At 43.9% G+C, this 14,407-nt stretch carries 16 protein-coding genes; 11 read left to right on the plus strand and 5 right to left on the minus strand.

Annotation, left to right across the window (positions count from 1 at the left end; translation table 11 throughout):
- Nucleotides 1-242 precede the first annotated feature (242 nt).
- The gene (locus BUR09_RS01735) at nucleotides 243-704 is read right to left on the minus strand and encodes a hypothetical protein (RefSeq protein ID WP_074215235.1); all 462 of its coding nucleotides are present in this window, start codon (nucleotides 702-704) and stop codon (nucleotides 243-245) included.
- 229 nt (nucleotides 705-933) lie between these two features.
- Here BUR09_RS01735 and BUR09_RS01740 point away from each other — a divergent pair, with 229 nt between their 5' ends.
- Nucleotides 934-1,545, plus strand: coding sequence for a hypothetical protein (locus BUR09_RS01740; protein WP_074215236.1), 612 nt, complete (start codon nucleotides 934-936; stop codon nucleotides 1,543-1,545).
- Nucleotides 1,546-1,572: 27 nt separating this feature from the next.
- Here the strand turns inward: BUR09_RS01740 and BUR09_RS01745 are convergent, their stop codons facing one another.
- Nucleotides 1,573-2,124: a recombinase family protein gene (locus BUR09_RS01745; RefSeq protein WP_074215237.1), complete on the minus strand. Its 552-nt coding sequence runs from the start codon at nucleotides 2,122-2,124 to the stop codon at nucleotides 1,573-1,575.
- A 664-nt stretch (nucleotides 2,125-2,788) separates the two neighbouring features.
- On the opposite strand from BUR09_RS01745, the gene BUR09_RS01755 reads away from it, so the two are divergent.
- Nucleotides 2,789-3,175 carry a hypothetical protein gene (locus BUR09_RS01755; RefSeq protein WP_074215239.1) on the plus strand — a complete coding sequence of 129 codons (387 nt, stop codon included), beginning with the start codon at nucleotides 2,789-2,791 and terminating at the stop codon, nucleotides 3,173-3,175.
- Here BUR09_RS01755 and BUR09_RS01760 read toward each other — a convergent pair.
- Both BUR09_RS01760 and BUR09_RS01765 read right to left on the minus strand, forming a co-directional pair.
- A complete protein-coding gene (locus BUR09_RS01760) occupies nucleotides 3,159-3,587 on the minus strand; it encodes a DUF6538 domain-containing protein (RefSeq protein ID WP_074215240.1) in 429 nt (142 codons plus the stop codon). The two genes, BUR09_RS01755 and BUR09_RS01760, sit on opposite strands and share 17 nt — an antisense overlap.
- Nucleotides 3,588-3,911: 324 nt before the next feature.
- On the minus strand, nucleotides 3,912-4,121 hold the full coding sequence (locus BUR09_RS01765) for a helix-turn-helix transcriptional regulator (RefSeq protein WP_034603478.1): 210 nt from the start codon (nucleotides 4,119-4,121) through the stop codon (nucleotides 3,912-3,914).
- Between the two features lie 258 nt (nucleotides 4,122-4,379).
- On the opposite strand from BUR09_RS01765, the gene BUR09_RS01770 reads away from it, so the two are divergent.
- Nucleotides 4,380-4,604, plus strand: coding sequence for a hypothetical protein (locus BUR09_RS01770; protein ID WP_074215241.1), 225 nt, complete (start codon nucleotides 4,380-4,382; stop codon nucleotides 4,602-4,604).
- A 54-nt stretch (nucleotides 4,605-4,658) separates the two neighbouring features.
- Here the strand turns inward: BUR09_RS01770 and BUR09_RS01775 are convergent, their stop codons facing one another.
- Nucleotides 4,659-4,910, minus strand: coding sequence for a hypothetical protein (locus tag BUR09_RS01775; RefSeq protein WP_245796688.1), 252 nt, complete (start codon nucleotides 4,908-4,910; stop codon nucleotides 4,659-4,661).
- 177 nt (nucleotides 4,911-5,087) lie between these two features.
- Between BUR09_RS01775 and BUR09_RS01780 the strand changes: the two genes are divergently transcribed.
- The 8 genes from BUR09_RS01780 to BUR09_RS01815 all read left to right on the plus strand — a co-directional run bounded on the left by BUR09_RS01780 (nucleotide 5,088) and on the right by BUR09_RS01815 (nucleotide 14,192).
- Complete coding sequence (locus BUR09_RS01780) at nucleotides 5,088-5,288, plus strand: hypothetical protein (protein ID WP_139296717.1); 201 nt, start codon at nucleotides 5,088-5,090, stop codon at nucleotides 5,286-5,288.
- Nucleotides 5,289-5,358: 70 nt separating this feature from the next.
- Complete coding sequence (locus tag BUR09_RS01785) at nucleotides 5,359-5,868, plus strand: phage regulatory CII family protein (RefSeq protein ID WP_084539285.1); 510 nt, start codon at nucleotides 5,359-5,361, stop codon at nucleotides 5,866-5,868.
- Nucleotides 5,868-8,570, plus strand: a complete 2,703-nt coding sequence (locus BUR09_RS01790; protein WP_074215244.1) for a toprim domain-containing protein — start codon at nucleotides 5,868-5,870, stop codon at nucleotides 8,568-8,570. The genes BUR09_RS01785 and BUR09_RS01790 overlap by 1 nt, the downstream gene beginning before the upstream one ends.
- Before the next feature lie 656 nt (nucleotides 8,571-9,226).
- Complete coding sequence (locus BUR09_RS01795) at nucleotides 9,227-9,829, plus strand: hypothetical protein (protein WP_074215245.1); 603 nt, start codon at nucleotides 9,227-9,229, stop codon at nucleotides 9,827-9,829.
- The gene (locus BUR09_RS01800) at nucleotides 9,810-10,586 is read left to right on the plus strand and encodes a DUF3307 domain-containing protein (RefSeq protein WP_074215246.1); all 777 of its coding nucleotides are present in this window, start codon (nucleotides 9,810-9,812) and stop codon (nucleotides 10,584-10,586) included. The genes BUR09_RS01795 and BUR09_RS01800 overlap by 20 nt, the downstream gene beginning before the upstream one ends.
- A 145-nt stretch (nucleotides 10,587-10,731) precedes the next feature.
- Complete coding sequence (locus BUR09_RS01805) at nucleotides 10,732-11,073, plus strand: hypothetical protein (protein WP_074215247.1); 342 nt, start codon at nucleotides 10,732-10,734, stop codon at nucleotides 11,071-11,073.
- Nucleotides 11,074-11,304: 231 nt separating this feature from the next.
- Nucleotides 11,305-12,615 (plus strand): hypothetical protein, encoded by a 1,311-nt coding sequence (locus tag BUR09_RS01810; protein ID WP_074215248.1) that lies wholly within the window; start codon nucleotides 11,305-11,307, stop codon nucleotides 12,613-12,615.
- Nucleotides 12,616-12,761: 146 nt separating this feature from the next.
- On the plus strand, nucleotides 12,762-14,192 hold the full coding sequence (locus BUR09_RS01815; RefSeq protein ID WP_074215249.1) for a KAP family P-loop NTPase fold protein: 1,431 nt from the start codon (nucleotides 12,762-12,764) through the stop codon (nucleotides 14,190-14,192).
- The last annotated feature ends 215 nt before the right edge of the window (nucleotides 14,193-14,407 follow it).

Genomic DNA, 14,407 nt, shown 5'->3' on the forward strand with positions numbered 1-14,407 from the left:
AAGCAACGGCATGAAATATCGTGAATTTTTCTGATATAGAACACGTGATAAAAAAAGGGTCTCAGCAGATTTTGCAATCTGCTGAGACCCTTTTTTTACCTCTTTGGTGGAGGCGGAGAGGATGTGTAGCTGCCTCTGAGTAGCTCATGACTTCAGGTCGTCCCGAAGCCGTATTCTATGGGTGTGTAGGAAAATGCTGCCGCAAAGTGTGTAGGGTGTCAACAGTGCCTGTGACAGGGTATCTATTTTGATTTTTGACTCTTTTTCACCATGAGGTTGACTTTTTCTTCAACACTTTTTTGGTAGAGAAACATTGCTTTGCTCACACTTGGGTCAGTCATGAGTTCTTGTATGGCAATGGTTCCAAAGTATTGGAAAGATTTTTTGTAGGCTTCAGCTCCTTCATACTTCATAGCTTGCCTTGCTTCGTTTTCGCATATTTGAAAAGTAAGTCTTGTTACAGAGTCAACTGCTGAGTTGGTTGTATCAACTAAGTCACTGTAGGAGGTTCTTACATGTTGGGACACTTTACTATGCTGAGCAAGGAGGACGCCCATCCATGTTGCTAGTGCGACCCTGTCTTCTTTTGTTGCCGATTGAACAAGGCACTTAGTGAGTTCGTCTCCGTATACGCCTGCAAAGGATATTGAGTGTGCTGCTGAGCAAGCGAAAAAGATTAAGAGCGCTGCAAGAAGTTTATTCATTTGTCTCTAACTCCATTATTTTTTATAGGTCTATGAGAATGGATTTGAGGTGTCTATGAGAATAAATCTTAATGGATTATGTGGGTGTTGTGGTGGTTTGTTATGTCGATTCGGTATTGGTTGGCTGTGTAAAAACAGATAGCAGCAGCCACGAGTTCGATTCTTAAACTGGAAATCGAACTGATGAAATAGTTTTTGTTAGTTATTCTTTGTTAATAAAGGAAGAGGGATGAGAGTAGTTTGGTGGGTGTCTTGTGTCATAATTTTTTGGACAGGCCTTTTTTCAGGAGCGTTTATAACATCTAGAGCTCAGTTGTTCATCGATAATATTGCGACTTGGGTTGCTGCTCTTTCTGCTATGATTGCAGGCTACGTAGCTTGGTTGACATATTGTCAGCATGCAGAGGCTAAAAGGCAGAGGCGCTGGGAGCATTTTAAGCCACTACTGGTTGTTGTTTTAAGAAGTAGTCAGCAAATAAGTACTGATGCAAAATCTATGGCTGGGGTGGGGGTAATGGGGGAGCCACAAGAAGAAATTCAATCATGGTTAAAAGGTAAGATAAAAGCTGCTACTGATGAAATGGAACCCGCGCTGGTTGAGCTCAGAGATGTGTGGGGAGATTTTTTACCTAATGAATATTATGAACTGCTTAATGACTACTCAAAAGTTTCTCTCGAGCTTCGTTTAAAGCACACTACTCTTGATGGCAGGTTTCACCATTCGAAATATTACAATGGATTGTCACAGGTGATGGCTGCGCTGTTTTCCAAGACCAAAGAAGTTACTCGTGAGTTTTCAGGCTTGCACGAGAAAAGGAACGAAAGCCAGGCAGGTAGCTAGTTGCTTTTGTATGTGAGTGGGAAGGCGCTATTCTTTCTTTTCCACTCGCTGCACGGTCTTTGTAGAGCAGCTAAGCTCCTTCGCTATGGCTGAATGGCTCATACCCTCAGCAAGCATATCCTTGATTCTACCTTTGTTATGAGCTGTTGGGCGCCCTTTGTACTTCCCTTCCTTCTTAGCCTTCGCAATACCTGCTAACTGACGTTCACGACGTAGGTTGGTCTCGAACTCAGCGAACACTCCGAGTATCTGGAGGAATGCTTTACCACTAGGTGTAGAGGTGTCGATAGCTTGGTCGAGAATCTCAATCGATGCTCCCTTCGTTTCAAGTCGCTCTACGATGGAGCACAGGTCATTCATGTTCCTCGCTAGGCGGTCGAGTTTCCATACAACTAACTTGTCTCCTTTGCTCATTACGTCCAGTAGGATGGACAGCATCTCACGCCCGTTCATGGTCGTTGCGCTTGCCTTCTCCTCCCTCACGATAGCTTCAGGATACTTAGCGAGGATGGCAGTAGACTGCATGATAGGGTCTTGGTCGAGAGTAGATACACGATAGTAAGCGTAGATATGGGAAATGAGGTTTTCCTTATGTACTTATAAGTCTTAGACTCAAGGTCTGAGTAGTGGATTTCTGTGCTTAACCTAACCCAAATGTGCACACCTATGCCTACTGGACGTAAGGTATGCCAAAATGTCCATAGGTAACTACTGCCCTGATTGAAAGAGCGACCTGCAATAATGCAATTCAATCTAGAAAGGGCTGTAGGATGCAAGTTGGATGATGGTTTCAGGGCGCTTACTGTTTCCGTTCTTTGTTTATGGAGTTCAATAGAACATATTCCCCTACCCTCCGTGCATCATGGGGCTATGGGGAAACTGGGTAGAAGTTCGACTCCGAACATAGGGTTGCAGAAATTTTTTTTATTTTCCTTTAATGTAGTTGTCTTAATAAATCCTAGAGCCCTAAAGTCGATTTTTGAGCAATAAAGAGAGAGGTCCTCCTCTCTTTATTCAGGTTTAATCTTCTTGATATACTCAGGACATCTTCAGCACTCATCATAAGCTATACTTCTCAACGAACTACTTCGTACTTATCGTCCCATAATAAAAGCTACTTAGCTTGCATTACCCGTTGGTTTGATTTGGGGGATATAAGCTCATTGTCTGAGGTCATTACCAGCCGTATAATCTGAATAGTATGCAATAAAAAAATTGAGACCTCTTAATCAGGGGAAAGCAAATGAGAGTGTTACTTATTCTGGTTGTTTTAATTTTTTCCGCAAGCAGCGTCTTTGCAGAGATTCCCAAGGCTCAAACGCCCTTATCTCGCAAGGCACAGAAACTCAGAATGGGTATGTCAAAAGCGTCAGTCATTCGCATGTTTGGTAAACCAACTTGGGCTATAATCCCAGGCGATAAGGATGGGGATTATGACATTCTTATGGGAGACATGGTGCTGGAGCTTCAGTGGGATAATGGGAGTTGCGTTCCTGTGGCGGTTAGCTTCGATATCCAGATGGAAGTGATAGGATGGGACGAAGGGCGGCTTTGTCTTGATAAGCCTGTATTTAACCCGCCAGATGAATGGAAGTGTTCCGCCCCAACTAGGGCTAAGTACTGCAAGTAGCATTTGGACGCGAGGCTCTTCCGCTTGGTGATGCATTGCGAATTTCTACGCCTTCTGTGGTAGTGACAAGCTTGCCTTTGGTCAGAGCGTAGTGTTTGAGCATGTCGTTTCTTACGTCTATACTACTTTTAGGTGCTTCTTCTGTATCTGTCTTGATCCAGTTTTTGATATATTTATGCACAACATAGTTCAGTTGTTCCGGTGTTAGTTTACTCATCTCTGTAGTTCTGATTCTATCGAATAAGAAAGGGGTTGCGGAGGCGAGTTTCTTAGATGTTCGCTGTGCTTCACGTTTCTTAAGAGTTCCGAGTGAGTAACGTAACTTTCGGATGCCCAAAACAGGTCGTAGGTCGAGTGGAATAATTCTTCTGAAGCAGTGTGCAGAGGCTGTTTGAAACAGATAATTAGCCATTTGGTGTGCTCCAACGTGTACTAGAAATGTACTAAAAACACACTATAGGGGTATCTATAGGCAATAAAAAAGCCTTAATCGTCTGTAACGATTAAGGCTTTCTTTGCGTTGGTGGAGGCGGCGTCCATCGATTTGCCTATTTAACTGCTTGAAAATTAACAATTAAATTTTTCTTTTTAGTGATGTGCCCCCAAAATGTGCCCCCAGAGAGAGCGGGCTGCAATGAAATGTCTTGGTGGCACGTGATATTTTAGCCCTAAAAAAGCCTGTATGAAATGATCATACAGGCTTTTTCTTTTTGCACAGGTAATGTGTTTCTTGGCGTTACTTTACCAGTTGGCGTACTGCGTCTTCTACTTCTTCTTTTACCCAGAAGGTGCTGCGTCCAAGCTTTCTTGGTTCTGGGAACTTTCCTGCTTTTACGTAGCGCCAGAGGGTTGTTTTGCTGACTGGGAGGATTTCTTGAACTTGGGCGAGTTTTAACAGCTGGATGCTGTATTCGGGTGGTGTTTGTTCGATTGGTTGTGTGTACATAATGGTTCTCGCTATGTGGTTAAGTGTGGATAAGGGTAAGCCCCGCCTATATTCCATTAGCGAGGCTTGAATAGGAGTTTGGCACAGAACAATATGTTTATGTCTTGCTGATGATTAGGATAGGGAGCTAGCTCCTATATGTCAACACGCTTTTAGGGAAAAAATCCCGTTAGCAATATTTCTTGAATGAAAAAGAAATCCCTAGAGGTTTTGACATAATTTGTTGACGTAGGGAAAGTCGCAGAGTATCGGCGTCGAATGACTCAAGAATCAAAAAGACACATATTGGCGGGAGGATGCATTCAAGATTTGGATGCAATCAGTGAAATATATAAAGCTATTTCGGCAGTGCGTTTTTGCGCAACAAATGCACCGCTAGGTTTGGGGGATATTCTGTTCGATCAGTGTGAGCGGCTGGAGATTGCTCTAACAGCAATAGAGCAGCAAGAGGCGGCTTCGCTGGCGAAAGAAAAAGGGCGCTAGTCGCCCTGGTAATAAAATGAAAAAGCTCGATCCAAACGGGTCGAGCTTATTCTTTTACAAGTTAAATTCCTTCTCTACGTGCCATAGCAGGGTCGGTAGATCCGTGCCGAGGACTTCTGCTATGTCGTAAGCTTCGTGGATGGCAATCTTGCGGGGCTTCTTTTTCCCTTCCACACCACGAACGCTTCTCCATAGCCTTCCTCCGTCTGGTGGACCGAAGGCACGCCTTCCAAATTCGTTATGCGAAATGCCAATTTCTTCTATTTTTTCGCATACGATTTCCACAAACTTCTTCTCAAAAGCCATGCTATTCTTCATTCCTCCTTTGTATGGGAATTTTTTCCCTAAGGAAAGTAGAAAAAAACCCCTTGACGCAAGCGGGAAATTTCTCCTAACTTTTGCCGCATGAAAACACTAGCTTACGAAAAAAACATCGAGCGGCTTAAGGCAAAGTACAGAACTTTTTCAAACGTGGCGCGTTACATGCGGATGGATGTACGCCATTTCCGCTACCAGCGCCGCACGCCCAACAAGTTTGGTCTGCACCGTGTTTCGCAGGCCACAAAGATAATGCGTCTTCGCATGCTGCTTAACGTGCTGTGCGAAGAATACGGCATTTCGCGTGACACCATGGCAGAAGCCATGCGCAAAGCGGATGCCCGCATTATGTCCGGCAAGTCCTAACTACGGGGCTTAGTCTAGGTTCTTTCAGATCATCCTCACAGTTCCATGTCTTATACTTAGGAGAATTATTATGAACTCTACTTACCCAGACGGCTCCATGATTGCAGATAACAACTACGCCCTCCATAACCTCAGTCCGGAAGATGCCTTTAAGCTCGCGCTCGAGCGCTCCGGCATGACATGGCAGAAGCTCTCCAAAGAAATGGGCTGGGCAGAATCCCACACCAAGCGCGTATTCAGCTTGGAACGTTACTTCCCGACATACGAAGACCTGCCGAAGTTTTGCAGCACTGTAGGCAACATGGTCATCATCAACTGGCTGCAGGTGCAGGCAATGCAGTACGGCATGGAACACAAACATGCAGACGTAGACTGCCAGAGCCTTGTTTTTAGAATCAGTAAGCTTTTCGGCGAAACAAGCGACGTAGGGCAGGAAGCACATAAAGCAGTAGCCGATGGCGTGTTGGAGCCAAGAGAGCTGCGCCGCATTATCGGTGAGCTGAACGACGTGGTGAACACCTCGCTTGATATGATCGCAGACCTGCGCGAGCTCGAGCGCAAATTGAAAGCGGAGCAATAATGTCTACTGCAATTGCTTCATCAGAATATCGTATAGGGGCGGAAGATATTGTTAAGGCGCTACTTGGCGATGCGCGGTTTAATTTAAAAGAGAGAGGGGGCTACCTTAGGGGTGGCCCTTGCCCCTCTTGCGGAAAGAATGAACTGTTCACCAGTATTGAAAAACCTTGGGTGCTGAAGTGCAGCCGGCTGAACAAATGTGGATGGGAAGAAACAACCCGCGAGCTGCTACCAGAGCTTTTTGAGAACATTGCAGAAAAGTACACGCCTACTCAGCAGGAGCCTAATAAAACTGCGGACGCCTACTTAGGGCTGAATCGTGGTTTCGATATTTCCAAGCTGCGCGGCATGTATGAGCAGGGCATGTTCCAGTACCCAAACAGCCCGCACATTACTCCGACCGTACGTGTGTACATGAACGAACTGCGCACCGTGTGGTGGGAACGGCTGATTAATCCACTCTCCGGAAGACGTAAGGCGAACTTTAAAGGCGACTACAAAGGCACCGCCTGGACACCGGCAAATATGAAGCTGGAGCGCGGCGACCGCTGCTTTTTGGTGGAAGGCTTTTTTCATAACCTCGCGTTGCTTCATGCAGGGCGCAAGGCTGCCACGTGCTGGTCGTGTAATAATTTTCCGGAGAAATTTATTGAGCAGCACAAGGGCAAAAACATTCGGTGGACTGTCGCACTTGATGCAGATCCGGCAGGACGAAAGGCAGCGAAGAAGTTTGCACAGCTGATAGAGAAGATGGGTGAGCGCTGCGAGGTGCTTATTCTGCCTTCCGGCGGAAAGGATTGGGACGACTACCACCGTACCGGCTCCATAACAGGCGCATTCATTAAAAACTGCCTGTACTACGGACGCCTGTTTATGTCTGCCACAGCCAACGAGAAAGCGTACCACCATTATCTGCGGCACGAGCTGCGCTACTACATAATAGATTTTGATAACTGCATGTACCGCGTTGAATGCGGGGAAAAGTTTCAGGAAGCGTTGGAAACAGCCGCAGCGGTACGCAGGAACAAGGAAGAGCAGGAAGGCTCCGAAGAATCGGAAGAGAAGCAGAACGAAGAAATGGACTGGCGCAGAGTAGTGCTGGAATCCCCCAAAGGGTGGGACATTTTTCTGCAACATGCGGATGTAAGCAACATAAGCAACGTTTTCCCCGAAATGCTGTACCACGAGGCAGACGAGCTTTTGGAGAAGGAACAGTACTACGTAATGCGTATTAACTTTCCGCGTAAGGCTCCCGTAATTATTCAGTTGGAAGGCTCGTATCTTTCCAGTGCGCAGAACTTTGCAGCAGCATTGCTGAGCAAGACAGCAGGTGGCGACTTCTCCGGAACAAACGGAGATTTTCTGCATCTGCGAAAACGCTGGCTCAACATTGCCCAGGACAAAAGCAACACCACCGTAAAATACTTGGGCTATGTGCCTTCCGTAAACGCGTATTTGTTCGATGATGCCGCGTTCTACAAGGGAAAGCAGATTAAGCTGAACAACGAAGGCTACTACCAGATTGGGGACAGAGGCATACGCCCGATACTGAAAGGGCTGAACATAACAACGGATGGCGTTTTTGACCCGAGCTGGCTGGAAAACTACGTAAAGGCATTCCACTGGCAGGGGCTTTCTCTATTAGCATTCTGGCTCGGCTCACTCTTTGCGCAGCAGATCCGCGAGGAGCAGAAGTCGTTTCCGTTCTTCGAACTCACTGGTGAACCGGGTGCGGGTAAATCTACTATTCTTGAATTCTTGTGGAAGTGCGTAGGTCGTAACGGCTACGAAGGTTTTGATATTTTAAAAGCCACAGCAGCAGGACAGCGCAGGGCGTTTAGTCAGCTTTCCAACCTGCCTATCGTTCTTATTGAGTCCGACCGCGACAACGGCAGCAAGGACGGCAGGGTAAAGATGTTTGATATGGACCACTGCAAGCCGTTCTACAACGGACGCGGCACAGGCACCCGAGGCGTGAACAACGGCGGTAACGAAGTGTACGACACTATCTTTCAAGGTACGCTCGTAATCTCCCAGAACGCAGAGGTGGGCGGCTCCGAGGCACTGCTGGAGCGAATAGTGCACTGCCATGCAAGCAAAGATCACCACAGTCTGGGAACACGGGATTTAGCCAGATGGTTTGAGAGACAGACTGCCGAAAACGTCGGCGGCTTTTTGCGTTGTGCGCTGCGGGCAGAAAAGAAGATTTTAGAGACCTATTTTGCCGCCTTTAAGCACTACGAGGAAAAGTTTGGAAACGAGCTGGAGAACCTGCGTATATTAAAGAACCATGCGCAAATTGCCGCCTGTGGTGCAGCGCTTGGCGTGCTGTTCCCGCAAATGACACGGCAACGGGTGGATACGTTGGCCAACTACCTGCTGGAACGAGCCAAGATACGCGAAGGCCGCATAGGGCAGGATCATCCAATAGTGAAAGAGTTCTGGGACGTGTATTACTACTTAAACGAGGAAGCAGAGACAAAGAAAGAAGGCTTCCTTAATCATTCAACAGATGTGGCAGTAATAGCCATTTCCATACCACAGTTTATTTCAGTTGCCCGTGATGAAGGTTTCTTCTTCCAACGCAACCTGCTTATTGAGCATCTGCCAACGTCTCAACGGCACGTATTGTTAAGTAAAAGTGTGTCCAGAAAGAGTAGATGGACAGGAAAGACTATACGTAGGTGGGAGTTTGTAGCCTAACTATTTAGTATAATAGATAAAGCGCACTGTTTAGTGCGTTTTATTTTGTCTTTTGGCTGAGGGGGTCGATTATTCTAGACGACCCCCTAAAAGAAGTGTGACTTGTGTGACCTACGTGAACTTGACTGATTTAATTGAATATTTTTAGCTAAAAAAGTGTGACCAAAGTGTGACAGGTCACACTAGCAAAACCACAGTTTGTCACACTACTACTGTGACCTTTGTGTTTTATTTAAGTGCTTGAATATATTGTAGTATTTCTGTTTATGTTTGTTTCGGGTCACACTAGTAGTGTGACCCATTTTTGTTAGTTAATTTAATAGGTTAATTTTTAAAAATAACGCGGGTCACACAAGTCACACTATATAGATGGGCGTCTAGAGAATATCCATTCTTAGTGTTTTCGTTTTGCTTATAGAGAGTTGATTGGTGATGAAAAAACTCCCTTCCCCGACGATTATTTGGGGAGCTTTTTTCTCATTGTTTGAAATTATTGCTTTTTGCGTTGACCGAATACGTAATTGGAGTAGAATTGCTCCCTAGAAAGCAATTAGCATTAAATTGCGCTTTAAAGAGCAATTTGCCCTAAATTGCGTATTAGAGAGCAACTTTTGTGTTCGGTTGAAGTAGGGAACAATGCTAGCGTGGAGGAAGCAATGGATACAGTGTGCGTGCTGACAGGAGACTTGATTGATTCCCAAGGGGGGCAGACAGCGCTTTACCTTGAGGCGATAAACAGCATTTTAGAAGAGCTGAAAAACAAGCAAAAAATATTGCGCTCTGATTTATATAGAGGGGATGAATTTCAGATTACGACCTTGCCAGAAGAAGGGCTGCTTTGTGCCTTGTATATACGTGCTTCGTTAAGAGCTCAAAATGCCAAGTGGGATGCAAAAATTTCTATTGCGTTTGGTGAAGAGAAAGAAAGCGATGGAGCGTATGGCGCTGCCTATCTGCATTCCGGAAGAAATCTAGACTCGTTATCTGCTAACACCCGCATGCAGATAATGGTTGAAGAGCAAAAGTTTTCTGTGCTGGCGCAAACGATGGATTACATAATTAGCGGTTGGAGCCAGACAACAGCAAGAGCCGTTAGGGCAAGGCTGTATGCAAAAACTGCAAAGGAAGCAGCAGAGCAACTGCAAATTTCTCCTGCCAATGTTTCGCGTGCACTTAAACGTGGCGGCTATGAGGTTCTTTTAGGTTTGGCAAAGTTTATATACGAGGCAGGAGGGTTAGATGAGCATTCCCAATCTTAACTGGCTGTTGCTGCTTTTAATTGGGCATTTTTTAGCAGATTTTCTTTTTCAAAAAGATGCATGGGTTGCGGAAAAGAATGAAAAACATTTTGCCGCACCTTCCTTATATATTCATGTACTGTTGCATGCCGTTTTTTCCGGCCTGATTGTTTTTGCTTTTTATGCAGCGCAAGATGCAAAAGCGTTTCTTCCAAGCTTAGGCGCAGCTGCGGTTATTTGTATAAGTCACCTTGGAATTGATCTGGCGAAAACTTATGCACAAAAAAATACGCTATCATTTCTTTTAGACCAGCTACTCCATCTTGTGGTTATTGTAGGCTTATGGATGTGGATCACAGCACAAGGTGGTGTGGTAGTAGAGCTTGTAAAAAATGCTAACTACACCAAGTGGTCTCTTTTGTTTCTTGCATATTTTGTGTTGTATATGCCTACAGGCATCCTAATAGGAATGCTGCTGCAAAAATGGGCACCTCAAAATGGACAGGTAGGGCAGACCAGAGATGATGCTGTAACGGCTGACTCTCTTAAGCAAGCCGGAAAATGGATAGGCTACTTAGAGCGCACGCTTATTCTAACTTTTGTTATTACCAATCACATATCAGCAGTAGGTTTTTTATTTGCCGCAAAATCTATTTTCCGTTTCGGTGAATTGAGCAATGCGGAACATGTAATAAAAACAGAATATGTACTGCTAGGTACGCTATATTCATATACGTGTAGCTTGCTGGTTGGTTTTGCTGTTCAACGATTGCTGTAATAGAACAGGAAAAATCTCCCCCGATCTCTTGATGAGTTCGGGGGAGTTTTTTGTACTAGATGAAATAGAAGTAAGCACATGTTTACAAAGTGTGAGATCTTATGTAACCCTCAGAAACAAAGAGAAATTTTAAATTGGGGGAACCATGACGAAGTATCAACGTGCGCTCCAGATTTGGAGCATTCTTATTTGTGCTGCTAGGGAACGGAAAAGCTACACCTATGGCGAGATTGCAAGAATTTTGGGTGTAGGCAGAGCTGACTTCATAGGTACCTACTTGGGACCGATAATGTATCACTGTGATGAAGTCGGATATCCAGCATTGACTGTTCTTGTGGTACGAAAAGATACAGGGTGTCCGGGAGAGGGGTTGATTACTGTCTCAGAGGACGAGTTAGATATTGAACGCGAAAGAGTATTTAAATTCAATTGGTTTGCTCTTGAACCACCGCAGATTGAAGATTTTGAAGAAACAGATCAGGCTTAGAGTGTCTGGTTAGACAACTTACTCCCCCAATCTCTTGATGAGGTCGGGGGAGTTTTTTTGTACTTAACGAAATAGAAGTAAGCACATATTTACAAAGTGTGAAATCTTATGTAACGCCCAGAAACAAAGAGAAATTTTCAAATAAACTTATTTCTATTTAGAGATTGGCTGTATCTTCCGGGGTTGGAAAGATCCTAGAGTTAGCATTAGAATGGATATTGGGAGGGCGGTGTGGCTGAAGATAAAAAAAGTAAATATCAAGAGCTGGTTGATAGGGCTGTAAGAGCTAGTCGTGCAGAGGGGTTTGATAAGGCCGCTTATGAGACGGATGCTATTCCTTACGTTCATGGGGCTGCGCAAGGTGGATTAATGAGTGGAAGTTCATCTGAACGGAAACGAATTCGTGTTCTTGAGGATGAGATTGCAGACTTGAAATCTTCACTCCAAAGTCAGCAACAAATAATAGAGAGCTTAAAGAAATCAACCACTCAATTTCAAGATAAGATCGAAACTCAATATAAGAAGTTAAGAGATGATCAAGCTTCCTTTGTTGAAGATACGTTTGGAAATTTAGATCAACGGCTTGAAAGCTGGTATGGGAAGATGGCTTATCTCAGTGACGCTTTCGATGGATTGCAAAAGAAAGAGAAAAAGCTTTTTGATTTCTATAATAAATTTATGGGTACGTCTGATGTGAATCAAAAAGAGATTTCATTAGAAGAATATCAAAAACTCTCTCCAGAAGAGCAGGCAACATGTTTCATTGATGAAGAGGATAGGGTTTACTGTTTAGAGGGAGAACGAACGATTGGGCGTTTTGAAGAAATAGAGAGTGTGATGTCAGAGATAGAGCTTGAACGGTTTAAGTATCAGGAACGGTATGAAAAACTTTATCAAGAGATTGCTGAGCTAAGAGGTGGGGCAACTAATGAGGGGCTCGGTAAGGCATATGCAGAAGCAGAGAAAAAACACTTTTACTCGAATATCGTTTGGAACATCCTGTTATTATTTTCTGTTGCCTCATTAGCGGCAGTTCCGCTTGCATGGGATCATTATTTTAGTTTTCCAGCATGGGTTCAGCAATACGCTCCATATGGGCGAATTATGTTTTTTGCATCATTTGAGTTACCAATGATGTTTGTTGTGTTTATTGCAAGTAAGAACTCTAATTTATATAGGCGACTTGCAGAAGAATATAGATACAAAAAGACATTGGCATTTACCTACAACGGTCTTCAATCAGAAATTGGCAAAATTAAAAATCCTGAAAAGGCAAGCGCACTAGCTGAGAAGTTATTAGAGCAATCCTTGGCAGCTTCAGGAGCTAATCCTAGCGCTTTGGTGAATGAAGCAAAGTCTGATTTGCCTATGATGAAGTTATTGGAATTGGCAGAGAAATACGGTGAAGGTGTCGTTGAGATAACAAAAGGTCTGAGAGGATCGAAGGTGTCTATTCAGCCACGTGATGTGAAAAGTTCTCAGAATGATAAGGCTGTCGAAGAAGACAAAAAAGAAGCAGTGGATAATAAAGTTGCTGCCTAAAAAATTTCCATCCCCCAACCTTTACTAGCTTGGGGGAATTTTTTTGTCTTTTTTTCGGGTTGCACATCTCATTTCTGTACAAATTATCTATGTTCTGGAATGGTTAGCGCCTATTTGAAATCTAATGGAACTATTTGGAGATATATATGCGTCTTTTTCCACCAGAGCCGGTTATTGGTCCAAGAGATGGTTTTAATGGGCACGATATTTTTGGGTATGCAAAATTTGGTGAGCAGCTGAAAGATTTTTATGCGAAGTTTGATGACCCACTTGTTGGTGTGCTCGATGCTCCATGGGGGAGTGGTAAGAGTACCTTCATTAAAATGTGGTGCGGGCACATGCGCAATGCTGGGTATCCGGTAATTGAGTTTGATGCGTTTAAGAATGATTATACAAATGATGCTTTTATGGCACTGGTAGGAGAAGTTTTTGCCAAGGCAGAAGAGTATTGTAACGCAGTGAAAGAAAGCGAAGAGTCAGTTCTTCCTGAAGAGCTTAAAAGCCGTCTCGTTGAGAAGGGAAATAAGTTTTATCAAGCTGCCCGCAAACGTGGAGTTAATTTTTTAAAGATTACGGGTAATGGTATTGCCAAAAAACTTGCTGGGAAGGTGATTGGTGATGAAGAATTCGCCCAGTTGAAAGAAGAGTTTGGTGAGTTCTCAGCAGAATTGATTAAAGATGGTGTCGAAAACGGCGGCAAAGAAATTGGAACGGCGATATCAGATTTGATTGACTCAAAATTTGCCATAAGGAGTGAAGAGAAAAGAGCGTTTGAAGATTTTTCAGAACAACTGTCTGAAATCGCAAAACAACTATCCATGGCTGCCTTACGGCTCGGTTCAGTTAGTGTCGACAGTTTAGACCCCAATGATACAAAACGCCCACTTATTTTTGTTATTGATGAACTAGATCGCTGTAAGCCTACTTTTGCATTAGAGTTACTTGAAAAGATTAAACACTTCTTTTCTGTACCTAATGTTCATTTTTTACTTGTAACCAACCTTGACCAACTAAGTAAGGTTGTAAAATGTGAGTATGGTTCAGAGATTGACGGGGCAACTTACCTTCAAAAGTTTTATGATGTTGTATTTAGTCTTCCGAATGGAAATCAAGCTTACCAAAAAGAGTTTTATGAAACTTTTTGTAACTATGTGATTGATACATGTGACAGCACAGTTCCAGGAAATTGGTTTACTCCAGTGGTGCTATCTAAGCAGCTCTCCTTGAGAAGTATCATAAAGGCACATGCGTATTCAGCTGGTTTTATAGGGAGAGGGCATGGAGTAGCTCTTAGTAGTAAGCTTGTTTATATTGGTTTGGGGTTTATGAAGGTTATATCTCCTGAAGTTTTTGCCAAAGCTCTTGAAGGAAGCTTGGAACTTGTTGATATTCATTCTTTCTTTGACTCTGAGGAACGAAGTATTGACAGAATGAAGAGTATTTTTACCTACTTAATTGGAGAACTTCCTGTTGAGCATGAGCTTCGCCAAGCATTGGATAATGACTTTTTCTATTATGACTGTCCATCTGTTGAGATGTTTGCTCAGAATATGAATCAATTAAGGATTACAGCATGAGCAGGATGATAGTAATAACTTGGGGCAGCTTTTTAAAATGCTGCTCCCCCGCCCCATTTGACACCCACCCAAAAAAACGACATATTTCTCCCTAGGTGCTTCAACACGCCTAAGTTTTTAAGTTTTCCGACTAGCGGCTTTCCGCTCCCGTAAGAAGTGGTTTTTTTGCGCCCAGCGTTTGGGTTTACGTGTCCTTAGGATACGTGTATCCGGCG

It is taken from the genome of Halodesulfovibrio marinisediminis DSM 17456 (assembly GCF_900129975.1).
Taxonomy (GTDB): domain Bacteria; phylum Desulfobacterota; class Desulfovibrionia; order Desulfovibrionales; family Desulfovibrionaceae; genus Halodesulfovibrio; species Halodesulfovibrio marinisediminis.